Annotated in this window: 22 protein-coding genes; 17 read left to right on the top strand and 5 right to left on the bottom strand. The window is 66.9% G+C overall.

Features of this window, described 5'->3' with window-relative positions; translation table 11 throughout:
* Positions 1 to 28 precede the first annotated feature (28 nt).
* The 5 genes from alr to tsaD are packed head-to-tail and all read left to right on the top strand — an operon-like array spanning position 29 to position 4206.
* Positions 29 to 1252 carry an alanine racemase gene (alr, locus tag AB0N24_RS01040; RefSeq protein WP_364119229.1) on the top strand — a complete coding sequence of 408 codons (1224 nt, stop codon included), beginning with the start codon at positions 29 to 31 and terminating at the stop codon, positions 1250 to 1252.
* Positions 1249 to 1842 carry a tRNA (adenosine(37)-N6)-threonylcarbamoyltransferase complex ATPase subunit type 1 TsaE gene (gene tsaE / locus AB0N24_RS01045; RefSeq protein WP_364119232.1) on the top strand — a complete coding sequence of 198 codons (594 nt, stop codon included), beginning with the start codon at positions 1249 to 1251 and terminating at the stop codon, positions 1840 to 1842. The genes alr and tsaE overlap by 4 nt, the downstream gene beginning before the upstream one ends.
* Positions 1842 to 2513 carry a tRNA (adenosine(37)-N6)-threonylcarbamoyltransferase complex dimerization subunit type 1 TsaB gene (tsaB, locus tag AB0N24_RS01050; protein ID WP_364119234.1) on the top strand — a complete coding sequence of 224 codons (672 nt, stop codon included), beginning with the start codon at positions 1842 to 1844 and terminating at the stop codon, positions 2511 to 2513. The genes tsaE and tsaB overlap by 1 nt, the downstream gene beginning before the upstream one ends.
* A gap of 56 nt (positions 2514 to 2569) precedes the next feature.
* A complete protein-coding gene (gene rimI, locus AB0N24_RS01055) occupies positions 2570 to 3085 on the top strand; it encodes a ribosomal protein S18-alanine N-acetyltransferase (protein ID WP_364119718.1) in 516 nt (171 codons plus the stop codon).
* A complete protein-coding gene (tsaD, locus tag AB0N24_RS01060; protein ID WP_364119237.1) occupies positions 3082 to 4206 on the top strand; it encodes a tRNA (adenosine(37)-N6)-threonylcarbamoyltransferase complex transferase subunit TsaD in 1125 nt (374 codons plus the stop codon). Before rimI ends, tsaD begins: the two co-directional genes overlap by 4 nt.
* A 69-nt stretch (positions 4207 to 4275) precedes the next feature.
* On the opposite strand, the gene AB0N24_RS01065 is transcribed toward tsaD, so the two are convergent.
* Complete coding sequence (locus AB0N24_RS01065) at positions 4276 to 5427, bottom strand: glutamate--cysteine ligase (protein ID WP_364119240.1); 1152 nt, start codon at positions 5425 to 5427, stop codon at positions 4276 to 4278.
* Positions 5428 to 5829: 402 nt separating this feature from the next.
* On the opposite strand from AB0N24_RS01065, the gene AB0N24_RS01070 reads away from it, so the two are divergent.
* The gene (locus AB0N24_RS01070) at positions 5830 to 7260 is read left to right on the top strand and encodes a glycoside hydrolase family 3 N-terminal domain-containing protein (RefSeq protein WP_364119721.1); all 1431 of its coding nucleotides are present in this window, start codon (positions 5830 to 5832) and stop codon (positions 7258 to 7260) included.
* Positions 7261 to 7364: 104 nt separating this feature from the next.
* Entirely contained in the window at positions 7365 to 8195 is an 831-nt protein-coding gene (locus AB0N24_RS01075) for a shikimate 5-dehydrogenase (protein ID WP_364119243.1), read from the top strand.
* Positions 8196 to 8258: 63 nt separating this feature from the next.
* Here the strand turns inward: AB0N24_RS01075 and AB0N24_RS01080 are convergent, their stop codons facing one another.
* Positions 8259 to 9494 (bottom strand): class I SAM-dependent methyltransferase, encoded by a 1236-nt coding sequence (locus tag AB0N24_RS01080; RefSeq protein WP_364119246.1) that lies wholly within the window; start codon positions 9492 to 9494, stop codon positions 8259 to 8261.
* A gap of 55 nt (positions 9495 to 9549) precedes the next feature.
* Here AB0N24_RS01080 and AB0N24_RS01085 point away from each other — a divergent pair, with 55 nt between their 5' ends.
* The 3 genes from AB0N24_RS01085 (at position 9550) to groL (ending at position 12133) form a co-directional block, all read left to right on the top strand.
* The gene (locus tag AB0N24_RS01085) at positions 9550 to 9936 is read left to right on the top strand and encodes a hypothetical protein (protein ID WP_364119249.1); all 387 of its coding nucleotides are present in this window, start codon (positions 9550 to 9552) and stop codon (positions 9934 to 9936) included.
* Between the two features lie 207 nt (positions 9937 to 10143).
* Entirely contained in the window at positions 10144 to 10437 is a 294-nt protein-coding gene (gene groES / locus AB0N24_RS01090; protein ID WP_003805290.1) for a co-chaperone GroES, read from the top strand.
* 85 nt (positions 10438 to 10522) lie between these two features.
* Positions 10523 to 12133, top strand: coding sequence for a chaperonin GroEL (gene groL, locus AB0N24_RS01095; protein ID WP_104172096.1), 1611 nt, complete (start codon positions 10523 to 10525; stop codon positions 12131 to 12133).
* Positions 12134 to 12208: 75 nt separating this feature from the next.
* Here groL and AB0N24_RS01100 read toward each other — a convergent pair whose 3' ends face one another.
* Both AB0N24_RS01100 and AB0N24_RS01105 read right to left on the bottom strand, forming a co-directional pair.
* Positions 12209 to 12808: a dihydrofolate reductase family protein gene (locus AB0N24_RS01100; protein ID WP_364119253.1), complete on the bottom strand. Its 600-nt coding sequence runs from the start codon at positions 12806 to 12808 to the stop codon at positions 12209 to 12211.
* On the bottom strand, positions 12808 to 13410 hold the full coding sequence (locus AB0N24_RS01105; protein WP_364119256.1) for a dihydrofolate reductase family protein: 603 nt from the start codon (positions 13408 to 13410) through the stop codon (positions 12808 to 12810). The genes AB0N24_RS01100 and AB0N24_RS01105 overlap by 1 nt, the downstream gene beginning before the upstream one ends.
* A gap of 88 nt (positions 13411 to 13498) precedes the next feature.
* Between AB0N24_RS01105 and AB0N24_RS01110 the strand changes: the two genes are divergently transcribed.
* The 4 genes from AB0N24_RS01110 to AB0N24_RS01125 all read left to right on the top strand — a co-directional run bounded on the left by AB0N24_RS01110 (position 13499) and on the right by AB0N24_RS01125 (position 18362).
* Positions 13499 to 15022 carry an ATP-dependent DNA ligase gene (locus AB0N24_RS01110; RefSeq protein WP_364119259.1) on the top strand — a complete coding sequence of 508 codons (1524 nt, stop codon included), beginning with the start codon at positions 13499 to 13501 and terminating at the stop codon, positions 15020 to 15022.
* Positions 15023 to 15125: 103 nt separating this feature from the next.
* Positions 15126 to 16760: a response regulator transcription factor gene (locus AB0N24_RS01115; RefSeq protein WP_364119262.1), complete on the top strand. Its 1635-nt coding sequence runs from the start codon at positions 15126 to 15128 to the stop codon at positions 16758 to 16760.
* Between the two features lie 178 nt (positions 16761 to 16938).
* A complete protein-coding gene (locus AB0N24_RS01120) occupies positions 16939 to 17286 on the top strand; it encodes a hypothetical protein (protein ID WP_364119265.1) in 348 nt (115 codons plus the stop codon).
* A complete protein-coding gene (locus AB0N24_RS01125) occupies positions 17283 to 18362 on the top strand; it encodes an NAD(P)-binding domain-containing protein (RefSeq protein WP_364119268.1) in 1080 nt (359 codons plus the stop codon). The genes AB0N24_RS01120 and AB0N24_RS01125 overlap by 4 nt, the downstream gene beginning before the upstream one ends.
* Here the strand turns inward: AB0N24_RS01125 and AB0N24_RS01130 are convergent.
* The gene (locus AB0N24_RS01130) at positions 18359 to 19327 is read right to left on the bottom strand and encodes a DUF389 domain-containing protein (RefSeq protein WP_364119271.1); all 969 of its coding nucleotides are present in this window, start codon (positions 19325 to 19327) and stop codon (positions 18359 to 18361) included. The genes AB0N24_RS01125 and AB0N24_RS01130 overlap by 4 nt on opposite strands.
* A 212-nt stretch (positions 19328 to 19539) precedes the next feature.
* Here AB0N24_RS01130 and AB0N24_RS01135 point away from each other — a divergent pair, with 212 nt between their 5' ends.
* From AB0N24_RS01135 to guaB, 3 genes are all read left to right on the top strand, one after another.
* Complete coding sequence (locus AB0N24_RS01135; protein WP_364119273.1) at positions 19540 to 21615, top strand: acyltransferase family protein; 2076 nt, start codon at positions 19540 to 19542, stop codon at positions 21613 to 21615.
* Positions 21612 to 23669, top strand: a complete 2058-nt coding sequence (locus tag AB0N24_RS01140; protein WP_364119276.1) for an acyltransferase family protein — start codon at positions 21612 to 21614, stop codon at positions 23667 to 23669. The genes AB0N24_RS01135 and AB0N24_RS01140 overlap by 4 nt, the downstream gene beginning before the upstream one ends.
* 274 nt (positions 23670 to 23943) lie before the next feature.
* Positions 23944 to 25455 carry an IMP dehydrogenase gene (guaB, locus tag AB0N24_RS01145; protein WP_104172102.1) on the top strand — a complete coding sequence of 504 codons (1512 nt, stop codon included), beginning with the start codon at positions 23944 to 23946 and terminating at the stop codon, positions 25453 to 25455.
* Positions 25456 to 25578: the final 123 nt, after the last annotated feature.

Here is a 25578-nt window from a genome sequence, read left to right on the forward strand (position 1 = left end):
CCGGCCCGCCGCCACTAGAATCACTAAGGTGACTTACCCAGCAGCAGGCGGCGACGTCCGGCCCGTCCCGGACTCCACATCCGGCCCCGCCAATGAACGCTCAGCAGTAATCGACCTGGACGCCATCCGGCACAACGTCCGCCACGTGGCGGCGGTGGCGTCGCCGGCCAAGGTCATGGCCGTGGTGAAGGCGGATGCCTACGGGCACGGTGCCGTTCCCGTGGCCCGGGCAGTCCTCGAGGCAGGGGCTCGCTGGCTTGGTGTAGCGCATATTTCCGAGGCGCTGGCCCTGCGCGCTGCGGGCATCGAGGCCCCCCTCCTGGCCTGGCTGCACACCCCGGAGAGCAACTTCAGTGCCGCTGTTGCCGCCGGAATCGACATCGGCTGCTCCGGCTGGGAACTGGACAAGATCGTCCTGGCCGCCCGGGAGCAGGAACGCCCCGCGCGCGTCCACCTGAAAGTGGACACCGGCCTGGGCCGCAACGGCGCAACGCTGGAGGCGTGGGACAGCCTGGTGGGCGAGGCAATGGAGTACCAGGACGAGGGCCTGCTCCGCGTGGTGGGAATCTTCTCCCACCTTGCCGTGGCGGACGAACCGCACCGCCCGGAAACGGACGAGCAGCTGAAGGCCTTCCGCGAAGTCCTGGCAATCGCCGAGGACGCCGGGGTGGACCCCGAAGTCCGGCACCTGGCCAACACCCCAGCCACGCTTTCCCGCCCGGACACGCACTTCGATATGGTCCGCGTGGGCCTCGGGATCTACGGTCTCTCACCCTTTGAGGGCCAGACCCCGGCCGAGCTGGGACTCCGCCCTGCGATGACCGTCCGCACCAAGGTGTCGCACTGCAAGGACGTCCCGGCCGGCCAGGGTGTCTCCTACGGGCTCAACTATCACACCGTCGGCGCCAGTACCCTGGCGCTGATCCCGATGGGCTACGCCGACGGCGTGCCGCGGGTGGCCACGGGCGGGCCTGTACGTGTGGAGGGCCGCAACTACCCGGTGGTGGGCAGGATCGCCATGGACCAGATGGTGATCGACCTCGGATCCCGCGGTGTGGCGTCCGGCGGAGCCAGCGTGCTGGGAGCCGAAGCGGTCCTGTTCGGCGACGGCGCCGACGGCGGGCCGACGGCGGACGACTGGGCCCGGGCGGCCGGCACCATCAACTACGAGATCGTGACCCGGATCAGCCCGCGTGTTCCGCGGCACTACATCAACGAAGGCCAGGCTGAGGGGCAGGGCGGGGCCCGATGAGCGATCCGCGGTGGGAACTGTCCCTGACAGTGCAGAGCGCCGGGGAAACCCATGCCCTCGCGGCGGCCCTCGGCGCCGTCCTCGAGGCGGGCGACCTGGTTATCCTGACGGGCGAGCTCGGAGCCGGCAAGACCACCTTCACCCAGGGCCTCGGCGAAGGCCTGGGCGTGCGGGCCGGCATCATTTCCCCCACGTTTGTCCTGGTCCGCATCCACCCCAGCCTTCCGGACGGGCCGCGTCCCGGCGGACCCGACCTGGTGCACGTGGACGCCTACCGGCTGGAGTCCGCGGCGGAAATCGATGACATCGACCTGGAAAACACCATGGACAGCACCGTAACGGTGGTGGAGTGGGGCCGGGGCCGGGTGGAACACCTCAGCGACAGCCTGCTCGACGTCGAACTGCACCGGCCGCTGGGCGCCGCCCTACCGCTTACCACCACCCCGGACGGCGCGGACGGCGCTGCTGACGGCGTGCTGGACTTCGACACGGACGACGACGACGAGCCCCGCACCATCGTGATCCGCGGCTTCGGCCCGCGCTGGGCTGAGCAGCCCTTGCTGCCTGCCGCCTTGAAAGGGAACTCCTGATGCTCATCCTTGCCATCGACACTTCAGCCGTGGCCAGCGCGGCGCTGGTTTCGGACGATGCGCCCGAAGGAGTGCTGGCGAGTTTCTCCACCGAGGACACCCGCAGCCACGCCGAAGTGCTGGCCCCCGGCATCGACGCCCTCCTGGCCGACGCGGGGATCACCGGCCCGGACATCGACGCGATCGTGACCGGCGTGGGCCCGGGGCCGTTCACCGGACTGCGGTCCGGGATCGCCACCGCACGGACCCTGGCCTACGTGTGGGACAAACCCCTGTACGGCCTGATGAGCCTGGACGCCATGGCACTGGAAGTGGCGGAATCCACGTCCGCCGTGCCGGAGTTCCTGGTGGCAACCGACGCCCGGCGCAAAGAGGTGTACTGGGCCCGCTACTCCCTCGCTGACGGCCAGCTGCCCCGCCTGGTGGACGGACCGCACGTGGGGTTCGCGGCCGGCCTGCCCGACCTCCCGGCTTACGGTGCCGGCGCGGGCATCTACGAGGACGTCCTCCGCGCCGATCCGGATTTCAGTTCCGAACAGCCCGATGCGCTCTACCTGGGGCAGTTCGCGCTGGCCAGGCTCGCCGCGGGGGAGCAGCTGCTGGACTCCACGCCGCTGTATCTCCGCGAGTCCGACGCCCAGGTGCCCGGGCCCCGGAAGCGTGCACTGTGAACGGCATCGCTGGCGGCGCATCCGGCACCGCCCCGGGCGGGGTGACGCTGCGCGCCATGTCCGGGGCGGACATCCCCGTCGTGCACATGCTCGAACGCAGGCTCTTCCCCGTGGATGCGTGGCCGCTCCGGATGTTCCATGACGAACTGGCGCAGGCCCAGACCCGCCATTACGTCGTGGCCGAGGTTGCCGGTGAGATTGTGGGCTATGCCGGGCTGATGTGCATCGAGCCGATTGCGGACGTGCAGACCATCGCGGTGGTACCCGAATGCGAGGGCAAGGGCATCGGCTCGGCCCTGCTGACCGAGCTCATAGCGGAAAGCGCGCGGCGCAGCGCGGCGGACGTGCTGCTGGAAGTCCGGGCGGACAACCCCCGCGCCCAGGGCCTCTACCGGCGCTTCGGCTTCGAACAGATCCACGTCCGGCCGAGGTACTACCGGGACGGCGTTGATGCCCTGATCATGCGGCTCCAGCTGCAGGACTCCAGCCCTGCGTCCGGCCTGGCATCCCGACAAGGGAGCACGCAGGCGACCACCGACCACTTGGCGGCAACGGAGGCAGACACACCATGAACCGAACGCAGCCCCTTGTCCTGGGGATCGAGTCCTCCTGCGATGAAACGGGCGTGGGTATCGTTCGCGGAACCGCCCTGCTCAGCAACACGGTCTCGTCCTCCATGGATGAGCATGTACGGTTTGGCGGCGTCATCCCCGAGATCGCGTCCCGTGCGCATCTGGACGCCTTCGTGCCCACGCTGCAGGAGGCCCTGGCGGACGCCGGCGTAACCCTCGACGACGTCGACGCGATCGCCGTCACCTCCGGGCCGGGGCTGGCAGGGGCCCTGATGGTGGGCGTCTGCGCCGCCAAGGCGCTCGCCGTGGCCACGGGCAAGCCCCTGTATGCCATCAACCACCTGGTGGCGCACGTCGGCGTTGGACTGCTGCAGCCGGACGACGGCGGTACGCGCCCGTTCACCGGTTCGTCGCCGGAGAACGCGTCGCCGGCCAACGCGCTGCCGGAGAACCTGGGCGCCCTGCTGGTCTCCGGCGGGCACACCGAAATCCTCCGGATCAGGAGCATCACGGACGACGTCGAGCTCCTGGGGTCCACGATCGACGACGCTGCCGGGGAAGCCTACGACAAGGTGGCACGCCTCCTGGGGCTCGGCTATCCGGGCGGGCCGGCCATCGACAAGCTCGCCCGGACCGGCAACGCGAAAGCCATCAGGTTCCCGCGCGGACTGACGCAGCCCAAGTACATGGGCAGCGCGGAGGAACCCGGCCCCCACCGCTACGACTGGTCCTTCAGCGGACTGAAGACCGCCGTCGCCCGCTGCGTGGAACAGTTCGAAGCCCGCGGGGAAGAGGTGCCGGTCGCGGACATCGCGGCTGCCTTCCAGGAGGCAGTGGTGGACGTCATCACGTCCAAGGCGGTGCTCGCCTGCAAGGAAAACGGCATTACCGAACTCCTGTTGGGTGGCGGCGTGGCGGCGAATTCGCGGCTGCGGCAGCTCACCGAACAGCGGTGCAGCGCGGCCGGGATCAGGCTGACCGTTCCGCCTCTCGCGCTGTGCACTGACAACGGTGCCATGGTGGCCGCCCTGGGGGCCCAGTTGGTCATGGCGGGTATCGACCCCAGCGGGATCGGCTTCGCCCCGGATTCGTCCATGCCGGTCACCACGGTTTCGGCGTAGCCCCGGGCAAGGCCGGAGCGCGGCGCTGCTTCGCGGCGCCGCCTCAGGGTCGAATGGAGGCGCTGCGCCTCAGGCGGTGGGGCCGTTCCGCATCTGCCCGACGAGGTCGAGCACCACGGCCTGGAGGTTGCCGCCGTGCTCCGCGGCCACCCGGCGCTGCCGCTGGTAGCCGGCTCCACGGCTGATGATCTTTTCGACGTCGGCGAGTTCGTCCGAGCAGCCGAGTTTCGCGGCCACGGGTTCGAGCCGGTTCAGGGTTTCAAGCAGGTGCTCGGTGACCAGCTTCTCGTTGCCCTGGGCATCGAGGATGATGATCGCCTCGAGGCCGTACCGGGCTGCGCGCCATTTGTTCTCCTGAACATGCCAGGGCGGCATGGTGGGAATCGTCCCGCCGTTGTCCAGCGTGGTGGAGAATTCGTCCACCAGGCACTGGGTCAGGGCTGCGATGGCGCCGACCTCCTCCAGGGTGGCCAGGCCGTCGCAGATGCGCATCTCGATGGTGCCGAGGTTGGGGACCGGGCGGATGTCCCAGCGGATCTCGGAGATGGTGTCGATCACTCCGGTGGTGAACATGTCCTCGACGTAGGACTCGTACTCTGCCCAGGTGGAGAACTGGAATGGCAGGCCGGCAGTGGGAAGCTGCTGGAACATCAGGGCACGGTGGGACGCATAGCCGGTGTCCTCGCCGCCCCAGAACGGGCTGGACGCGGACAGCGCCTGGAAGTGCGGGAAGTAGTTCACCAGGCCGTCCAGGACCGGCAGGACCTTGTCCCGGCTGTCCAGGCCCACGTGCACGTGGACTCCGTAAATGACCATCTGGCGGCCCCACCACTGGGTGCGGTCGATCAGCTTGGCGTAGCGGGCCTTGTCCGTCACCGGCTGCAGCTGGGGAGGGCTGAATGGGTGGCTTCCGGCGCAGAAGACTTCGACGCCCATGGGGTCGGTGACTTCCCGGACTGCTGCCAAGGAACTGCTGAGGTCGGCTTTGGCCTGGGCCACTGTTTCGCAGATGCCGGTGACGAGTTCCACGGTGTTCAGCAGGAGTTCCTGCTTGATGTGGGGGTGTTCATCGTCCTCGTTGAGCTCAGGGTGATTGGCCGCCACGCCGCGGAGCACCTCGTTGGCCACCGAGGCCAGTTCGCCCGTCTGCGCGTTGACCAGGGCCAGCTCCCATTCCACACCAAGAGTTGATTGCCTGGATGAAGCGAAATCAATCTTCATGTGGTCCCTTCACTGTTCCGCCGTCACCTGACGAAGCCGCCTGCGGGCGGGCAACGGGTGGTTCAAGTCTAGTGCAGGGGTAGCATCGAGGTGATGGCTTGGACTCAGGGACGCAGTGAAAGTGCTCACAGGAACACAGTGGCCAAAACAGCAGCCACTCTGGCGGTGACGGCGGCAGTGCTGGCATCCGTCTCCTGCACCGGTGTGCCCGCTCCGTCCGGTTCCGGAACGTCGCCGGACACTTCGTCGGCAACGCCGTCGGGGAGCGCCTCCCGCTCCGGACCCGTTGTTTCGGGCCGCCCGGCAACCCCGAAAGCTTCCACACCCGCCCCGGGGGAGCGGCAACTGGGCTGGGGCCCGCAGCAGAAGGATGAAGACGCGGCGCGCACCGCCGTCGCGAAAATGAGCGTTGAACAGAAGGCCGGACAGGTGCTGATGCCGTTCTTCGCCGGCACCGACTTCGCTGCCCACGCGGCCACCATGGAACGGCTGCACCTTGGCGGATCAATCGTCATGGGCGATAACGTGCCGCGCGCTGCCGACGGCACTGTGGACACCGCCGCCATGGCGGCCGGACTGGCCCGCCTGCAGAAAGCGGCCGAGGCGGACGGACGCACCTGGCCGGCCATCATGGGGGTGGACCAGGAGGGCGGCGTGGTGGCCAGGCTCCGAGCTCCCTTGACGGAATGGCCGGCTCCCATGAGCTACGGCGCCGCAGGCAACCCCGCGCTGGCAACCGATGCCGGCAAGGCGTTGGCTTCCGAGCTGGCCGGGCTGGGTTTCAACGCGGACTTCGCGCCTGCCACTGATGTCACCGCCGGGCCGCAGGATCCCACCATCGGCGCCAGGTCAATGTCCGGGAACGCGGACGCGGCGGCCAGCCTTGGCGTCGGCTTTGCCCAGGGGATGCTCTCGGCCGGACTCCTGCCCACGGCCAAGCACTTTCCCGGGCACGGTTCCGTAGCCGTCGATTCGCATGAGAGCCTGCCCGTGCAGAAGGCCACCGTGGAGCAGCTCCGGGCGAAGGACTGGAAACCGTTCCAGGCCGCGATCGATGCCGGCCTGCCCATGATTATGACCGGCCACATTTCCGTCCCGGCGTTGGAACCGGGAATTCCGGCGTCGCTGTCCAAACCGAGCTACGCGGCCCTGCGCGGCATGGGCTTCAAGGGCGTTGCCGTGACGGACGCGCTCAACATGGGCGCGGTGCAAAAGCAGTTCCCCGATGAATCAGCCGCACCGCGGGCGCTGGCCGCGGGTGCGGACCTGCTGCTGATGCCCGGGGACGTGGCAGCGGCCCACGCGGCAGTGGTCAGTGCCGTCAAATCGGGCACGCTGCCTCTGCCGCGCCTGGAGGAGGCGGCCCAGCGGGTGGTGACGATGATGATGTGGCGCGCCCGGACCCCTGCCCCGCAGGGCGCCGCGCCGGGCAGCGGTTCCGGACTCTCCCAGCGTGTTTCCGCGGCGGCAGTCACCGTCCTTGCCGGACCGTGCCGCGGTGCGATGGTGCCCGGCAGCGTCCGGCTGGCCGGGGGAAGTGAACAGGACCGGGCACGTTTTGTCCAAGCGGCGCGTGCGGCCGGTATCACCGTCGGCGCAGGCCCCCTCGTGACCCTGATCGGCTACGAAGAGCCGCCGGCCCAAGGCGATGTTGCGGTGGCTCTTGATGCGCCGTGGTCACTGGCGGGTTCGGCAGCGCCGGCCAAGGTGGCGCTGTACGGGCGAAGCCAGGAAGCCTTCAACGCCCTGGCCGCCGTCCTGGCGGGAAAGGCGACCGCCCCCGGAAAGCTGCCTGTCGCCGTCGGGCCCTTCGCCCCCGGCAGCGGTTGCTGAGCGCCGCTGCCCGGCTGCGTAATAGTGCCGGCCGGTCCGTCTTAGTTCGCGGCCTGCCCTGTCCTTAAGGGGGATCTGCGGCTGCCGGGCGTTTAATGGACCACGTGCCAATTCTGAATAAAGACATGACCCTGTGCATCTCCCTCTCGGCCCGGCCGAGCAACAACGGAACCCGTTTCCACAACCATCTGTATGAGCAGCTGGGCCTGAACTGGATCTACAAGGCCTTCGCGCCCACGGACCTGGCGCAGGCCATCGCCGGCGTCAGGGGCCTGGGCATCCGGGGCTGCGCTGTGTCCATGCCGTATAAGGAAGACGTCATTGCGCTGGTTGACGTCATGGACCCCTCGGCCAAAGCGATCGACTCGGTGAACACGATCGTGAACGACGGCGGCCGCCTCACGGCCTACAACACCGACTACACGGCGATCGAGCAGCTGCTGCAGCGCAACGCCGTGCCCGCCCACTACTCGGTGCTGCTCAAGGGTTCCGGCGGCATGGCCAAAGCCACCGCCGCCGCCCTCCGCGACGCAGGGTTCCGGCACGTCACCATCATCGCCCGCAACGAATCATCCGGTAAACCGCTCGCGGACCTCTACGGGTTCAAGTGGAGCCCAGAGCTTCCCGCGGCGGATGCGGGCGGCACGGCGGACATGATCATCAACGTGACCCCGGTGGGGATGGCCGGCGGTCCGGATGTCAATTCGCTGTCCTTCCCGCCGGAGGCGGTGGACGCCGCGCAGGTGGTGTTCGACGTCGTTGCGCTGCCCGCCGAGACGCCCCTCATCAGGGCGGCCCGTGCTGCCGGCAAGACGGTCATCACCGGAGCACAAGTAGCCACCATCCAGGCCCTGGAGCAGTTCGTGCTGTACACCGGTGTCCGGCCCACCGACGAGCAGGTCCGGGCGGCGGAAGACTTCATGCGGGCGCAGTAGCAGAGAAGGCCCGGCAGCAGGCAGCGGGCTAGGCGCCGGCAACGGTGAAGGCCCGGCAGCGGGCTAGGCGCCGGGCTGTACCGGCTCCACCGAGATGGCCACCCGGTCCTCGCCGATCCTGGTGAGGACCAGGGTGGCCGTCTTTTTGCCTTTGGACCCCTTGCCGCCCCCGGCGAGAAGCTGCTTGCGGAGTTCCTCCGGGGTGACCGAGGTGCCCCGTTTCTTGATGTCCAGCACGCCGATGTTGTGCTGCTTCACCCAGGCCTTGAGGGCCTTGACGTTGAAGGGCATGACCTCCAGGACCTTGTAGGCCCTGGCGAACGGCGTATCCAGGAGCTCGGGCGCGCAGATGTAGGCGATGTGTTCGTCCACGAGGTGGCCGCCGAGCCGGGCCGCGACGTCCGCCACGAGGCCGGCCCGGATGACGGCGCCGTCAGGCTCGTAGAGGTAGCCCTCCACCGGGCCCACAGGGGCGACGGGGCCGGCGTCGAACTCTTCTGCACTGGTGATTTCCGCGGCGCCCTGCGGGCCGAGGAGAAGCGCCGCCCGCCGGATGCCCGGCCGGCTGACCGCGTTGAACCACAAAGTCACCTCGGTGACGTCGCCGCCCACGGAAACCCACTGCGCCTCGCAGCCCGCCGGGACGGAATCATGCGGAATGCCCGGTCCCATCTTCACGCCCACTGCCCGTCCCGACCCTGCAAGGGATTCCACAAAGGACAGCGGCGGGGAGAATTCCTCCGGATCCCAGATTCGCCGCGTCCCGGAACTGGAGGTGGTGCGGCGGGCCGGATCCAGCCAGACGCCGTCCACGCCGTCGAGGGGAACGGAGGTGGCATCGGAGTGAACCACGCTGGCGTGCGGGAAGGGAATCAGGTTCATGGTGGCGCAGGCGGCAGTGGTCTCGTCCATTTCCACGGCGGTGACCCTGATGTCCATCGAGGCCAAGGCCATGGAATCGGCACCGAGCCCGCAGCCGAGATCGGCCACATGCTCAATTCCGGCGGTCGCGAACCGTTCCGCGTGCCTGGCCGCCACGTTGAGCCGCGTGGCCTGCTCCAGCCCCGCCTGCGTGAAAATCATCTGGCGGGCAAATTCGCCGAACTTGGCTTCAGCCTTGGTCCGCAGCCGGGACTGGGTGAGGACCGCCGACACCAGGGCGGGGGAGTGGCCGGCCTTCCGGAGTGATTCATTGAGCCGGAACGCATCGTCCTCCCGGTACGGCCCCAGCGAGGCCAACAGCTCCCAGCCTTCGCTGGTCAGGAGCGGGGCGATCAGGTCCTGCGGTGCGTCAGCCATGTCATCAAGCCTAATCGAGGCGGCGGACACGCACGGTGCGGATAGTGTGGGAAGCATGGAAGACAGTGCAGGGCCGCAGCCGGAGAGTAATGACCACCACCAACAAAAGGGCCTTGCGAAGTACGCCAGGCCGGCGCTGATCGCCGGTTCCGCCATCGCCGTGCTCTGCCTGGCGCTCCTGGTGATCATCTTCATCCTGGATTCCTTCAACGCGACCGTGTACTCGGTGGGCGGCAAGAACATCCAGGACGCCACCGACGAGGCACGGCAGATCCGCGAGTCGTACACTGCCGTCCGCACGGGCGGACTGGTGTTCCTGATTGCCTCGGTGGTCACGGCGCTCGCCGCCGCCGTCGTGCTTTACCGGAACCGCAACGTTACGGAAGACGACGACACGGACGACGGCGACGACGTCGACTTTGAGGACCTGGCAGGGCGCTAAGCGTTCACCGGGGACGAAATTCTGGCACTCGCCTTGACCGAGTGCTAACCACTTACATAGAGTCATCATTAGCACTCTCCCTAGGAGGGTGCTAACACATGGAGAACTGCCAGCCACGCTGCTGCCGGCACCGCGACGACGGTTTGCATGCCGAGGCGCAACAGTTTTCCAGTCCATGAATTTACTGACGTAGAAGGAGAGGTCCGAGTGTCGGTCTCTATTAAGCCTCTTGAGGATCGTATTGTTGTCCGCCCGCTCGAAGCCGAGCAGACCACGGCTTCCGGCCTGGTTATCCCGGACTCCGCGCAGGAGAAGCCGCAGGAAGGCGAAGTTGTCGCAGTAGGCCCCGGCCGCTTCGAGGACGGCAACCGTGTTCCGGTCGACGTAGCCGTCGGCGACGTTGTTATCTACTCCAAGTACGGCGGAACCGAAGTCAAGACCGGCGGCACCGAGTACCTCGTGCTGTCCGCCCGCGACGTTCTGGCGATCGTCGTAAAGTAACTCTTGGACCCCCGCGCCGCCGATCAGTCTGATGCATGTCTGACAGATCAGCTGCGCGGGGTTTCTGTCTTGAAAGGACAAAACCATGGCAAAGCAGCTTGCGTTTAACGACGCTGCCCGCCGGTCGCTTGAAGCCGGCATCGACAAGCTCGCCAACACGGTCAAGGTGACGCTCGGCCCGCGCGGCCGCAACGTCGTGCTGGACAAGAAGTGGGGCGCTCCCACCATCACGAACGACGGCGTGACCATCGCCCGTGAAGTCGAACTGGATGACCCGTTCGAAAACCTTGGCGCACAGCTGGCCAAGGAAGTAGCCACCAAGACCAACGATGTTGCCGGTGACGGCACCACCACGGCCACCGTCCTGGCACAGGCACTGGTCAAGGAAGGCCTGCGCAACGTTGCGGCTGGCGCCGCTCCGGGCCAGATCAAGCGCGGCATCGAGGTTTCAGTGGAAGCCGTTGCTGCCCGCCTGCTCGAGAACGCCCGCCCGGTCGAAGGCACCCAGGTCGCCAACGTCGCCGCCATTTCGGCACAGAGCGACGAGATCGGCGAGCTCCTGGCCGAGGCTTTCGGCAAGGTCGGCAAGGATGGTGTGATCACCATCGAGGAATCCTCCACCACGCAGACCGAACTGGTCCTCACCGAGGGCATGCAGTTCGACAAGGGCTACCTGTCCCCGTACTTCGTCACCGACGCGGAACGCCAGGAAGCTGTCCTTGAAGACGCCCTCATCCTGATCAACCAGGGCAAGATCTCCTCGGTGCAGGACTTCCTGCCGCTGCTGGAGAAGGCGTTGCAGAGCTCCAAGCCGCTGTTCATCATTGCCGAAGACGTCGACGGCGAGGCACTGTCCACGCTGATCGTCAACCGCATCCGCGGCACCCTGAACGTCGTTGCCGTCAAGGCTCCGGGCTTCGGTGACCGCCGCAAGGCAATGCTGCAGGACATCGCCACCCTCACCGGTGCACAGGTTGTCTCCCCGGAACTGGGCCTCAGCCTGGACTCCGTTGGCCTTGAGGTGCTGGGTACGGCCCGCCGGATCACGGTCACCAAGGACAACACCACCATCGTTGATGGTGCCGGATCGGCAGAGGACGTTGCAGCACGGGTTGCCCAGCTGCGCGCCGAGCTGACCCGCACCGACTCCGACTGGGACAAGGAAAAGCTGCAGGAGCGCCTGGCCAAGCTGGCCGGCGGCATCGGTGTGATCAAGGTCGGCGCAGCCACCGAGGTTGAGCTGAAGGAAAAGAAGCACCGCATCGAGGACGCCGTGTCCTCCACCCGCGCTGCCCTCGAAGAAGGCATCGTTGCCGGTGGCGGTTCCGCCCTCATCCACGCCCTGAAGGCACTGGACGAGGACCCTGCCGTCACGGCGCTCGAAGGTGATGCAGCAGCAGCTGTGGGCATCGTGCGCCGCGCACTGGTCCAGCCCGTGCGCTGGATCGCCCAGAACGCCGGCTTTGACGGCTATGTCGTCGCTGCCAAGGTCGCGGAATCCGCCATCCACCATGGCTTCAACGCCAAGACCGGCGAATACGAAGACCTCATCGCTGCCGGAGTCATCGACCCCGTCAAGGTGACGCGCGCAGCCCTCCGCAACGCCGCCTCCATCGCAGCGCTGGTTCTCACCACCGAGACCCTCGTTGTCGAAAAGCCGGCCGACGAGGACGAGCACGCAGGCCACCAGCACTAGCTTGTAGCCAACTCCGCAAGAACCGGTCCAGCGTTGCTGGGCCGGTTCTTTGCGTCCCGGGTGTGCGGGACGTCGCTACCTTTTGACCGCGTAGCGCACGTGCGTGGCGAACGTCGAGCTGACAGCCTTGACGATTTCGAGGTCGACGTCATGATCGAAGCCGTCGAAAAGACGTTTGCCGGAGCCAAGGATCACCGGTGCCGTCGACAGCACCAGTTCATCCACCCGGCCGGCGGCCAGCGCCTGCCGGATCACATCTGCGCCGCCGCCGATCGACACGTCTTTGCCTCCGGCTACCCCGGTTGCCTGCACCAGGGCTTCGTCGAGCCCGGACACGAAGGTAAAACCGGATGCGCCCTCCGGCTGGTCCTGCAGGCGGTGTGTGAGCACGAACAGCGGGCCGGGGAACGGGTTCGTCCCTCCCCACGCCCCTGCGGCGTCATACATGCCGCGGCCGACGATGCCGGCACCCATGCCCGCTTCGAGCTCGTCGTAGAAATCCTTGTCGGGGCCGTTCATCGCGAAGTGGTGTCCGCCGTCGTAGGTCCATGGACCACCCATCACCCAGTAGTGCAGGCGCTCTCCGCCCTTGCCCAGGCCGTACTCGGGCCCGTCCTCGGGGCCGGTGATGTAGCCGTCAACCGACGTGGTGATGGCTGCGATGACCTTGCCCATTACGTGGCCCCCATTTCCTGCGTTTCCACGTCGCCCGCACGCTCGTAGATCAGCGAAACCGCTCCCTTCGGGAAGGTGCGCGCCGGCTCGGTGAGGCGGAACGTGGCGGGAATTGTGCCGGCGTCGAACAGGCGCTTGCCCTGGCCCAGGGTGACCGGATAGAGCCAGAAGTGGAGGCGGTCGATCACCTCCGCCGCCAGCAGTGAGCGAATGAGGACGCCGCTGCCGAACATGTGCACCTGGCCGTACTCCTCGCGAAGCCGTCCTGCGGAGGCGGCATCCGGCAGCACAGTAGTGCCGGCCCAGCCGGGATCAGTCAGGCTGCTGGAGACCACAAATTTCGGTACCCGGTTGAGCGTGCCGCCGATGTCGTCGGACTGGTGGGGCCAGTATGCAGCGAAGATGTCGTAGGTCTTTCGTCCGAGCAGCAGGGCATCGATGTTGCTGATCTCGGACTCGATGGCCGCCTCAGCCTCGTTGTCGGATACCGGCGCCTGCCAGCCCCCGAAAGCGAAGCCACCCTCAGTGTCCTCTTCGCGGCCGCCGGGCCCCTGGTAGACGCCGTCGAGGGTGATGAACAGGTTCGCGACGATGATTCCCATGCGTTCATTCTCGAACCGTGTTCCGGCACTGTCCAGAGCCGGCGGCCGGATCAGTGTTCGGCGCCGCCAGGCGTGGCAGACTGGTCCCATGCTGCTCGGGGAGCTCGTGAGGACCACGGATGCCGTCGCGTCCACCCGCTCACGGCTCGCGAAGGTCGATGCATTGGCCGGCCTGCTGCGCCGGCTCGAGCCCGCAGACATCGCAACGGCCGTCGGCCTGCTCATCGCCAGGCCGCGGCAGGGCCGGGTGGGGGTCGGTTGGCGCGGTATGGCAGCAGCCATGGGGGAGCCGGCCGCCGAGCCGAGCCTTACGGTCGCGGACCTCGACGCTGCGCTGGATCGGCTGCTCGGCACGGCAGGCGCCGGTTCGGCCGCCGAGCGAGCCGCGGCTCTTAAGTTGCTCACTGCCGCCGCCACTGAGCGCGAACAGGCATTCATCGCCGGCGTGCTGCTCGGCGAACTGCGAACCGGTGCGCTGGAGGGGGTGCTGACGGATGCCATCGCCCGCGCCGCCGATCGGCCCGTCGGGGCCGTGCGCCGCGCCGCGATGCTCTCCGGCGACCTCGGCGGAACCGCCTTGCTGGCCATCACGGGCACGGCCGCAGAGCTGGACGCCGTGGGCCTCGTCGTGGGCCGTCCGGTGCAGCCCATGCTCGCGTCAACCGCGGCAAGCACCAGCGCGGCGCTGGAGATCACGGGGGAGGCGTCCGTGGAATACAAGCTCGACGGCGCCCGCATCCAGGTGCACCGCGCCGGCGACGAAGTACGCATCTTTACCCGCACGCTTGCCGAGGTGACCCACCGGCTGCCCGAGGTGGTGGAAGTAGTGCGCAGCCTTCCAGTGCACGATGTGATCCTCGACGGCGAGACCCTCGCCCTCGATGAGGACGGCGGCCCGCGGCCCTTCCAGGAAACCATGTCCCGGTTCGGGGCGGATGCGGCACGCACCACCGTGCTGCATCCATGGTTCTTCGACGTGCTGCACCTTGACGGCCGGGACCTCCTCGACGAGCCGCTGTCCACGCGCATCGGCGTGCTGGAACGTATCGCCCCGGGGCACCGGATCCCGGGGGAGATCACGGCGGATCCGGACGTGGCTGAAAGAGTGTCGCGCGATGCGCTCGATGCGGGGCACGAGGGAGTGGTGATCAAGGCGGTCGGATCGGCCTACGCGGCCGGCCGGCGCGGTTCCAACTGGGTCAAGGTGAAACCCGTGCTCACCTATGACCTGGTGGTGCTTGCCTGCGAGTGGGGGTCAGGACGGCGCACGGGGCTGTTGTCGAACCTGCACCTCGGAGCCCTGGACCCGGCCGGTGAGTTCGGCGAACCCGGCGGCTATGTGATGGTGGGCAAGACCTTCAAGGGCCTCACCGACGCGCTGCTGCGGTGGCAGACCGGGAGGTTCCAGGAACTTGAGGTGCGGCGCACTCCGGGGACCGTCTGGCTGGAGCCCATCACCGTCGTCGAAATAGCCATTGACGGCGTGCAGAACTCCCCGCGCTATCCGGGGGGCATTGCCCTTCGGTTCGCACGCGTCAAGCGCTACCGCGACGACAAGACGGCGGCAGAGGCAGACACCATCCAGACACTTCGCGCGCTGCTGCGTTCGTAGCGGATGCGTGCCGGAAGGCAGCTACGCTCCGCTTGTGCCGGTTCTCCGGCGGGCGTACCGTGGCGCTTAACCGGCTGGGCGCGGGTGGTATCGGGAGGCCAGCATGTCAGCTGAGACGGACATAGACCGGGGCCGTTCCGCATTTCAGGATCATCGCTGGACCGAAGCCCATGAGCGCTTCCGCGACGCAGACGAGCGTGGCGGGCTGCCGGCTGCCGACCTTGAACGGCTGGCTACCGCCGAGATCCTGACGGGCAGGTCCGCCACGGGGATTGACACCCTGACCCGCGCCCACGAGGAGTACCTGGTGATGGGCGACGTCGAAAGCGCCGCACGTTGCGCGGGTTGGATGGGCATGCAACTGATGTTCTTCGGCGAACAGGCCAGGGCCGGAGGGTGGTTTGCCCGCGGCCGGCGCCTCGTGGATGAAATGGCCGAGCCTGGCGCCGTGCAGGGCCTCCTGCTCCTCCCGGAGGGCTTGGGCAAACTTTACGGCGGTGATCCGGCGGGCGCCCTGCAAGCTTTCTCCCGCGTGGCAGCATTCGGCCAGCGTTTCCACGACAAGGACCTGTCTGCGCTGGGCCTCCTCGGCACGGGCCAGGCCACCCTGATGCTTGGCCATCCTGACAAAGGGCTCAAGATGTTCGACGAGGTGATGGTGGCCGTGACGGCCGGTGAGCTCTCGGCGATTCCGTCAGGGATTATCTATTGCGCAGTCATCGGCAACTGCCACCTGGCCTTCGACCTGGAGAGGGCGCTGGAATGGACGGCGGCCCTGGACCGCTGGTGCAGTGCAGGCCCTGACATGGTGTCCTTCAGCGGCCAGTGCCAGGTACACCGCGCCGAACTCTTTACGCTCCATGGGGCGTGGGACGAGGCGCTGATGGCAGCCGGGGCAGCGCAGGGACTCTCCGTCAAGGGAGACCCGCAAGCACTCTACGGCGCCTACTACCAGCAGGGCGAAGTGGAACGGCTGAGTGGAAAACTGGACGACGCCGAAGCGTCCTACCAGCAGGCATCCCGGACCGGCTACGAGCCGCAGCCGGGCCTGGCACTCCTTTGGCTGGCTAGGGGAAATGCGCAGCAGGCCCAAGCGATGATCCGGCGGGCGGCTGACGCGGCCGACCTCGCTACCCGCCGGAACATGCTGCCGGCACTGGTGGAGATCGAACTGGCTGCCTCCGATCCGGAAGCCGCGCGGCGAGGCGTTCAGGAGCTGGAGGCCCTTGCCCGCGAATGCCCTACCTCCATGGTCCGTGCCTTTGCCGGCCAGGCGGTGGGCGCTCTCCGTCTCGCAACAGGCGATGCCGCGGAAGCGACGCAATCCTTGCGGGAGGCCTGGCGGTTGTGGCGTGAACTCGGCGTTCCCTATGAGGCCGCCCGCTGCCGCGTGCTGATCGGCTCTGCGTGCCGCGCCCTCGGCGATGAAACGTCGGCCCTGATGGACTTTGAAGCGGCGCAGGCGGAATTACTGGAACTGGGCGCAGCGCCCGCTGCCGCCTGGGCAGCCGCCCTGACGCGCGAAGGAGACAGCGGCGCCAAGGGACCGCTGTCCCCGCGGGAAACCGAAGTGCTGCGGCTCGTGGCCTCGGGCCAGGGAAATCGTGCCATCGCCGCAGAGCTGTATCTCAGCGAAAAAACCGTGGCCCGGCACATCAGCAACATCTTCCTGAAGCTGGAGCTGTCCTCACGGGCGGCGGCCACCAGGTACGCCTTCGAGCACGGGCTCGCCGGATGACCCTCCGCAAACCCTCACCCCGAGTTTTTGTCCAGATAACGTGCCCAAAGCGGCGTTTTGCTCGCGGTATCTGGACAAAAACTCGGGGGGACTGCACAAAATTACCCATCGGCCGCTGCTGCATAATTGCATGATTTGGCCGACGCGGGCCGGAGGCCCCCGCCCGTAGCCTCAAAACATGAACCTTCCAGTCCTTGCCGGCACCCTTTCGACGGTGCTGTTCGCCGCGGGAATGCTGCCGATGCTGATCAAGGCAGCCCGCACCCGGGACCTCGCCTCCTACAGCCTGGGCAACCTGGTCCTGAGCAACGTGGCCAACATCGTGCATTCCCTGTATGTCTTCAACCTTCCGGCCGGCCCCATCTGGGCCCTCCACCTCGCCTACGTCTTCGCGTCCGCGCTGATGCTGGCCTGGTGGCTGCGCTACCGGGAAGCCGGACACGACGCAACGGGCAGCATGCAGGGCGGCAAGCCAGAAGGTTCAGCCATGGATATCACCACACGTCATCAAGGAGCGCAATCATGAACACCAAGCATTCAACCGGCACGCTGGACACGCTGGTCATTGGCGGAGGGCAGTCGGGCCTGGCCATCGGCCACTACCTGAAGGAGCAGCAACGGAAATTCCTCATCCTGGACGCGAACCCGCGCACCGGCGACGCCTGGCGCCTGCGGTGGGATTCGCTCCGGGTCTTTACCCCGGCCAAGTACGACGGACTGCCGGGGGTGCCGTTCCCCGGTGATCCGCTGTCCTTCCCCACGAAGGACGAGGTCGCCGGCTACCTTGAGGGGTACGCGGCCCGCTTGGATCTGCCCGTCCTGAACGGTGTCAGGGTTGAGCGGCTGTGGCGGGAAGGGGACCGTTTCGTCGCAGCCGCCGACGGCCAGCGCTGGGAGGCGCGCAACGTCGTCGTCGCCACCGGCTGCAGCCAGGCACCAAAAACGCCCGCGTTCGCCGCGGAGTTGGACCCCGCCGTCGTCCAATTGCACTCCAGCGACTACCTCAACCCGGAACAGCTGCAGCCGGGCCCGGTCCTGGTGGTGGGGCTCGGGAACTCCGGAGCGGAGATCGGCATCGAAGTCAGCCTGACCCATCCCACCACCGTGGCAGGCAAGCCCGGCGGCGAGCTTCCGGTCAGGCACGGCCGGACGGCGGCACGCTACGTCCTGCCCGTGGTGCGCTTCCTGGGCCTGCACATCCTCACCCTCAACACACCGATCGGACGCAAAGTGGCACCCACGTTCAAAACCCACGCCGCACCCTTGATCCGCACCAAGTCCAAGGATCTGGCCGACGCCGGCGTGAAGCTTGTGCCGCGGGTCACCGGGGTGCGGGACGGGATGCCGGTCCTGGCCGATGGAACGCGGCAGGAAGTGTCCAACGTGATCTGGTGCACGGGGTTCAGAGATGACTTCGGCTGGATTGATCCGGCAATGCTCGACGGCGGCGCGCTGCCGCCGCAGCAGCGTGGCGTTGCGGCGGGAACGCCGGGGCTGTTCTTCCTGGGCCAGGAATTCATGTACGCTGCAGCATCGGCCACCCTCCCCGGGGCCTGCCGCGATGCGCGATACCTGGCCGGGAAGATCCCGGCCGCCGGCTAGCCGCGGGCACGCAGGGCCTGGTTCCTTAGCCGTCGGGCCATGTTCTCGGGCAGCCGCCGGGTGATCACGCGATAGAAAATCAGCACGGCCAGAGCCGAAGCCACGATTCCCACCAGGTTCAGCAGCAGCTGAATGGCCGATCCTGCCGCTTTCTGGTATTCGCCCAGGACGAGCGCAACTGCCACGAAGCCTGCAGCCGGAACGGTGGTTACGGAGATGAAGACTCCGACGAGGGCGGCCGAGCGGCGGCTGATCAGAGAGAGCATTCCGGCGGCGCCGGCCAGTACGGCAACGATCAGCGAGTAGGGGCCGGGATGGTAGATGAACTCGACGGCGGACCCGGTGTCGAGGGCATTGGCGGGAAAAAGCCCCAGCGGCACCGAAAGCCAGGCGGACAAGGCCGCCAGGAGCATGGCTACCGGGAAGCCGACACCCAACGCGAGGGCGGCACTCCGTCCCAGTTTCCATTTGCGCTGGGCCAGCGCGACGGCCAGGGCTGCGAGCGGCCCGAACTCCGGCCCGACGGCCATGGCCCCGACAATGGCGATGGTCGAATTTGTGACGATGCCGATGGCGGCCAGCTGGGTAGCCAGGACAAGGAACGCCAGGTAGCTCCACGTGAGGCGCGCATCCTCGCCCGTCTGGCGGGTCACTTCGTCCCAGATCATGGCGTCGGCCCCGTCTCCGGGTGCTGCGGCCTCGGCGTGGTCGGCACGCCGGGAAAGCACCAGCTCCGGCATGGAGATGGAAATGGAACCCAGCTCCTGAACCCTCAGGACATGCAGCTTTTCGAGCAGCTCCTCCACCGATTCCCTGGCGACGTGGACCACCACCACATCGCCGGGCGGCTGGATGGACGCACCTTTGTGGACGGCCATTTCCGCCGTCCCGGTTTGCTGGGTGCAGCTTTCCACCACAAGGTCCGAGAGCTCCGCGGGTATGCAGATGCGCACCTGAACGATCACGTTGGCCACTCCTCAGTGTTTGCCGGCTTCACGGTCCGGCCTCGCACCAGCCTAGTTTCCGGACCGGCCGTCGGCCGGAGCATTGCTCTGGAAACTCCCAGCTTGAAGTGACTTAATGGGAGGCGGGGCTCCTTCGCTGCGCCGGCGATTGGCGATGAACATTACGATTCGGTAACATGGATGCTTTGTCTATCCGCTTGAGGGGTTTTTCTATGTCTGTAGCGAGAGCCCTAGCCTCGCCGCGCCGCAATGGCGCCGGCGTTGAGCCGAACCGAAAATCAAAGTTCCGGCCCGAAATCCAGGGACTGCGTTCCCTGGCCGTACTGATGGTGGTCAGCTACCACGTCTGGTTTGGGCGGGTGTCGGGCGGCGTTGACGTGTTCCTGCTCATCTCTGCCTTCCTCATGACGCTGCAGTTCGTAGGCAAGTACGAGCAGGGCCGGCCGATGGCCTTGCTCAAGCACTGGCTGCACCTTTTCCGGCGCCTTTTGCCGGCGGCCGTCACCGCCATAACCGCCACCTTGGCGGCGAGCTACGTTCTCCTGCCGCGCACCCGCTGGCTGGACATCGTGGACCAGGCCTGGGCGTCCCTCCTCTACTATGAAAACGCGTTGCTCCAGGCGCGTGCCGTCGACTACTACGCGACCGACCACAGCCTTGCCAGCCCATTCCAGCACTTCTGGTCCCTGTCCATCCAGGGCCAGGTCTTCATTCTTTGGCCGCTGGCGTTTGCCGGCGCCGCACTCCTCGCCAAACGGTTCCGGCTGCACTACCGCATCCTGCTCTGCTACATCTTCGCCGGGGTCTTCCTGGTGTCCCTCACCTACTCGATCATCTTCACCATCACCAACCAGGCGCAGGCCTACTTCGACACCGGTGCGCGCCTGTGGGAATTCGCGCTCGGTACCCTAGTGGCGCTGATTCTGCCCGGCCTTCGCATTCCCCGGACGGGACGCATCATCCTGGGCTGGGTGGGCATTCTGGCCATGCTCAGCTGCGGAATCCTGCTCAACGTCCAGGCGGCCTTCCCTGGTGTTGCAGCGCTCTGGCCAACGCTTGCGGCGGCCAGCGTTATCGCCGCAGGACAAACCGGAAGCCGGTTCGGTGTGGACAGGATCCTCAGCACCGGCCCGCTGGTCCGGCTCGGGGACAACTCCTACGCCCTGTACCTGTGGCATTGGCCCGTCCTGGTCATCGCCCTCGCCGCAACGGGACGCGACCACGCCGGACCCCTGTCCGGTGCCGTCATCATCGTTGTGTCGATGGGCCTGGCGTACCTCACCACCCGCTTTGTTGAGAAGCCGTGGCGCGAGTGGAAATGGCCCGAGGTCAACCGCCGTCGCGCAGCTGTCTCGGTGGCCGCGTGCCTGCTCATCGTTGTGGTCCCCCTGACCGGAGTCCAGATGCAGCAGCATTTCGCGGCCGAGGCGGCGCAGGCCGCTGCCCAGCGGAACAACCCGGGCGCCCAGGCGCTGCTCCCCGGATTTGTTGACAAGAGCGACAGCGACGCCGCGATACTGCCGGCCGCGGAGCAGTTGCCCGTGGACTGGGCAACTCTCTCCGGCCCCTGCACGGGTGCGCTGGAGCCTGCCGACGATGCAGTCCGGAACACATGCAGCCAGAGCCGGGAATCCGACGACTCATCGAAATCCGTTCTGGTTCTGGGCGATTCACACGCGCAGCAGTGGCTCGCAGCCATCGCAGCCGTCGGGGAGCAAAAGGATTGGACCGTCTATGCAATGCTCAAGGGCGGATGCCAGGTCCAGCCATCGACAGATGAATTCCGTGCAATTAACCCGGACTGCGCCACCTACAACGATGCGGTGCAGGAGCAGATTGCCAAGAACCCTCCCGACGCCATCATGCTGGTCGGGACCGCAGCGGCGCCTTCGTCCCCCGCCGAAGTACTGACCCCCGGGCTCGAGGAACTGGCCACAACATGGACGGGCCAAGGCATCGACGTTGTTGCCATCCGGGACAATCCACGGTTCGACTTCAACATGGCCGACTGTGTGGTGACGAAAGGCAAAGACAACCCGGATTGCCGGCCGGCCCAGGCCAACTTGCTGGCCACCGAGAGTCCGTTTGCACCACTGGAGGGAAAAGTCCGCGGCATGACCTTTATGGACATGACCGACCTGATCTGTGACGGCACCAATTGCCCGGGAGTCGTCGGAAACACCTTTGTCTATTTGGACAACAACCACCTCAGCCGCACGTACGTCGCCAGCATGTCATCCGCGTTCGGGGATCGGCTGTTGGCGGCAACCGGCTGGAAGGAACAATGACGGCGCAAACACTGACGGAAACTAACAAAGCCAGTGGCGGCAAGGCGGCCAGGAAGGAGTACCGCCCGGAGGTCCAGGGCCTTCGGGCCCTCGCCGTGCTGATGGTGGTCACCTACCACGTCTGGCTGGGCCGGGTATCCGGGGGCGTGGACATCTTCCTGCTCATCTCGGCTTTCCTGCTTACGCTCTCGTTCGTTCGCAAGGTGGAAAGCGGCAGCCCCCTCAAGCTAGTCAGCCACTGGCTGCACCTCTTCAAGCGGCTGCTGCCGGCCGCCGTCGTGGTTATCCTGGGAGTCCTCATCGGGACGTGGGCCATTCTGCCCCAGAGCCGCTGGCCGGACGTCCTGGACGAGGCCTGGGCCTCCCTGCTCTACCAGCAGAACTGGCTGCTGGCCGACTCCGCCGTTGACTATTACGCCCAGGACCACTCGGGCGCGAGCCCGCTCCAGCATTTCTGGTCGCTGTCCATTCAGGGGCAGGTCTTCATTCTGTGGCCGCTCGTGTTTGCGGGAGTGGCCGTGCTGCACCGGCTCCTCCGACGGCCGGCCGTCAGCTACCGCCTGCTCCTGGCCGTTGCCTTCGGGGCGATCTTTGCCGTATCGCTTGCCTACTCCATTGACCAGACGGCCACGAACCAGGCCTACGCCTACTTCGACACCCGGACCAGGCTGTGGGAATTCGCACTGGGCTCACTCCTCGCGTTGGCCCTGCCCTACCTGAAGCCCGGAAAAATCGTCCGGGTCATCCTGGGCTGGACAGGCGTCGCGGCCATGGTCTCCTGCGGCCTGCTGCTGACCGTGGACCGGTCCTTTCCCGGGTTCGTGGCGCTGTGGCCCACCTTGGCTGCCGCCGCGATCATCGTGGCCGGCCAGAGCGGCAGCCGCTTCGGTGCCGACCGCCTGCTGAGCTGGAAACCGCTCGTGTCCCTCGGCGACAATTCCTACGCGCTGTACCTCTGGCATTGGCCGCTGCTGGTGCTTGCCCTCGCCGGCACCGGAATTGTGTCGCCCAACCTCGTCCAGGGCCTCGCCATCGTGGCCGCTTCCGTGGTGATGGCCGTCCTCACCACCCGCTTTGTGGAGAAGCCCCTGCGTGAATGGCACTGGCCGCAGCGGCGGATCTGGCGCAACGCCGTCGTGATTGTGGCCTGCGGCGCGCTGCTCGCCGGGCCGGTGTCCCTGTGGCAGACCAACCTGACTGCCGAGGAAGCCGCCGCCGCCGCGCAGCCCAGGGAGCTGACTCCCGGCGCCGCAGCCCTGGCCCCGGAAAACGCGGGCAAGCCGACGCCGGAAGCGAAGATCATCCCGGCGCCGGCTGCCATGAAGGATGAATGGGCGGATATCGACGGGCTGTGCACGGACGGCAACGTGCCCAGTGATCCGCTGCTGTCCGGCTGCCTGCAGAACAGCAAGCCCGAAGTTGTCACCAAACGGATCGTAGTGCTTGGCGATTCGCACGCGCAGCAGTACATGGCCGCCCTGGGCCCCATCGCCAAGGAGCACGGCTGGGAAGTGGTCACGCTCCTGAAAGGCAGCTGCCGCTTCGGTGCGGAGTCGGCCGAGCGGGACGCGGAGTGCAATGCCTTCAACAAGGCCAGCGCGGATTATGTACTCGAGCACAAGCCGGACGCGGTGTTCACCGTTGCGTCAATGACGCACGTTGAGGCACCTTTCGAAACCGAAGTTCCGGGTTACCTTGATGGCATCAAGCCGTTCACCGACGCCGGCATGGACGTCGTGGGGGTCCGGGACAACCCGCGCTTCGGTTTCAACATGCCGGAGTGCGTGCAAAAGAGGGGCGCCGCCGCGGAGGAGTGCAATCCGCCGCTCAGTGAATCGCTTGCCGGCTCGTCGCCGCTGGACGAATACCGCGGCAAGGTGGACGGCCTCCACCTGATGGACCTGAGCGACTTTATCTGTGCGGACGGCATTTGTCCGGCCGTGGTGGGCAATGTCTACGTCTACAAGGATGACAACCATCTGACCAAGACGTACGTGCAGAGCATGATTCCCATGTTCGAGCAGCGGCTGCTCGCCGCCACCGGCTGGACCTGAGCCGGCGGGCACCGCGCCGGTGCGTGGGACCGGAGCGTGGGCCGGGCCTGGCCGGTGGCAGCCGGCCGGGCCGGGGCCGGCGGGTGCGGTTCCTCACATTACCGCCGCGGAATATGGGGATCGGCGCCGAGGTTCTAGAATTTATTCAATACTTCCGCACGAACGTAGCAACCCCCGCACGAAATTCTGCACAGGCCAGTCCCGTAATGACGGGCTGGTCATCAGCTGCAACCCCTACCCGTGAACCCCAGAAATTAAGGTAAGAGGCGCACTCATGACCCAGCCCGAACACAACCCGTTCGGCTTCATCGGCCTGACCTACGACGACGTCCTGCTCCTGCCCGGACACACCAACGTCATCCCGTCAGAGGCCGACACGTCCTCGCGCATTTCCAAGCGCATCTCCGTCCAGACACCGCTGCTCTCCGCAGCCATGGACACCGTCACGGAGTCCCGGATGGCCATCGCCATGGCCCGCCAGGGCGGCCTCGGCGTGGTCCACCGCAACCTGTCCATCCAGGACCAGGCCGACCAGGTTGACCGCGTCAAGCGCAGCGAGTCCGGGATGATCACCAACCCGCTGACCATCGGGCCGGAAGCGACGCTGGCCGAGCTGGACGAGATCTGCTCGCACTACCGCGTCTCCGGCCTGCCCGTCGTGGACGAGGGCATGCGGCTGCTGGGCATCGTCACCAACCGCGACACCCGCTTCGTGCCGGAAGCGGATTTCCCGATCCGCCTGGTCAGCGACGTCATGACCAAGATGCCCCTGGTCACCGGGCACGTCGGCATCAGCCGCGAGGAAGCCTCGCACAAGCTGGCCACCAACAAGATTGAAAAACTTCCCCTCGTTGACGAGCAGGGCCGGCTCAAGGGCCTCATCACCACCAAGGACTTCACCAAGGCCGAGCAGTACCCGCTGGCCACAAAGGACGACGAAGGCCGGCTGCGCGTCGGCGCCGCCATCGGCTTCTTCGGTGACGGCTGGGAACGTGCCATGGCCCTCATCGACGCCGGTGTGGATGCCCTGTTCGTGGACACCGCCAACGGGCACTCCCAGGGTGTGCTGGACATGATCCGCCGCCTGAAGTCCGACCCCGTGGCGGCGCACGTGGACATCATCGGCGGCCAGGCCGCCACCCGCGAAGGTGCGCAGGCGCTGATCGACGCCGGTGCCGACGGCATCAAGGTGGGCGTGGGCCCGGGCTCCATCTGCACCACCCGCGTTGTGGCCGGTGTGGGCGTCCCGCAGATCACCGCCATTTACGAGTCCGCGAAGGCGGCCATCCCGGCCGGCGTTCCGCTGATTGCCGACGGCGGCCTCCAGTACTCGGGCGACATCGGCAAGGCGCTGGTTGCCGGCGCCGATACCGTGATGCTCGGATCCCTGCTGGCCGGCTGTGACGAATCACCCGGCGAGCTCATCTTCGTCAATGGCAAGCAGTTCAAGAGCTACCGCGGCATGGGATCCCTCGGGGCCATGCAGACGCGCGGCAAGAACACGTCCTACTCCAAGGACCGCTACTTCCAGGCTGACGTGTCCGGCGACGACAAGCTGATCCCGGAAGGCATCGAAGGCCGCGTGGCCTACCGCGGCCCGCTGGCTTCAGTTGCCTACCAGCTGGTCGGCGGCCTCCGCCAGACCATGTTCTACACCGGCGCTCCGACCGTGGCCGAGCTGAAGGCACGCGGCAAGTTCGTCCGCATCACGCCGGCCGGCCTCAAGGAATCGCACCCGCACGACATCCAGATGACGGTGGAAGCTCCGAACTACGGTTCACGCTAAGAACACTGTTCAGGCGGGCCATGGGGAACTGTCCCCATGGCCCGCTTGTGTCTGCGCCTGTATCGTCGGCAGTGACCGCGGGGGATTCCGCGGTGACTGCATGGGGGATGCGTGGCAACTGAG

It is taken from the genome of Arthrobacter sp. NPDC093128 (assembly GCF_040683875.1).
Lineage (GTDB): Bacteria > Actinomycetota > Actinomycetes > Actinomycetales > Micrococcaceae > Arthrobacter.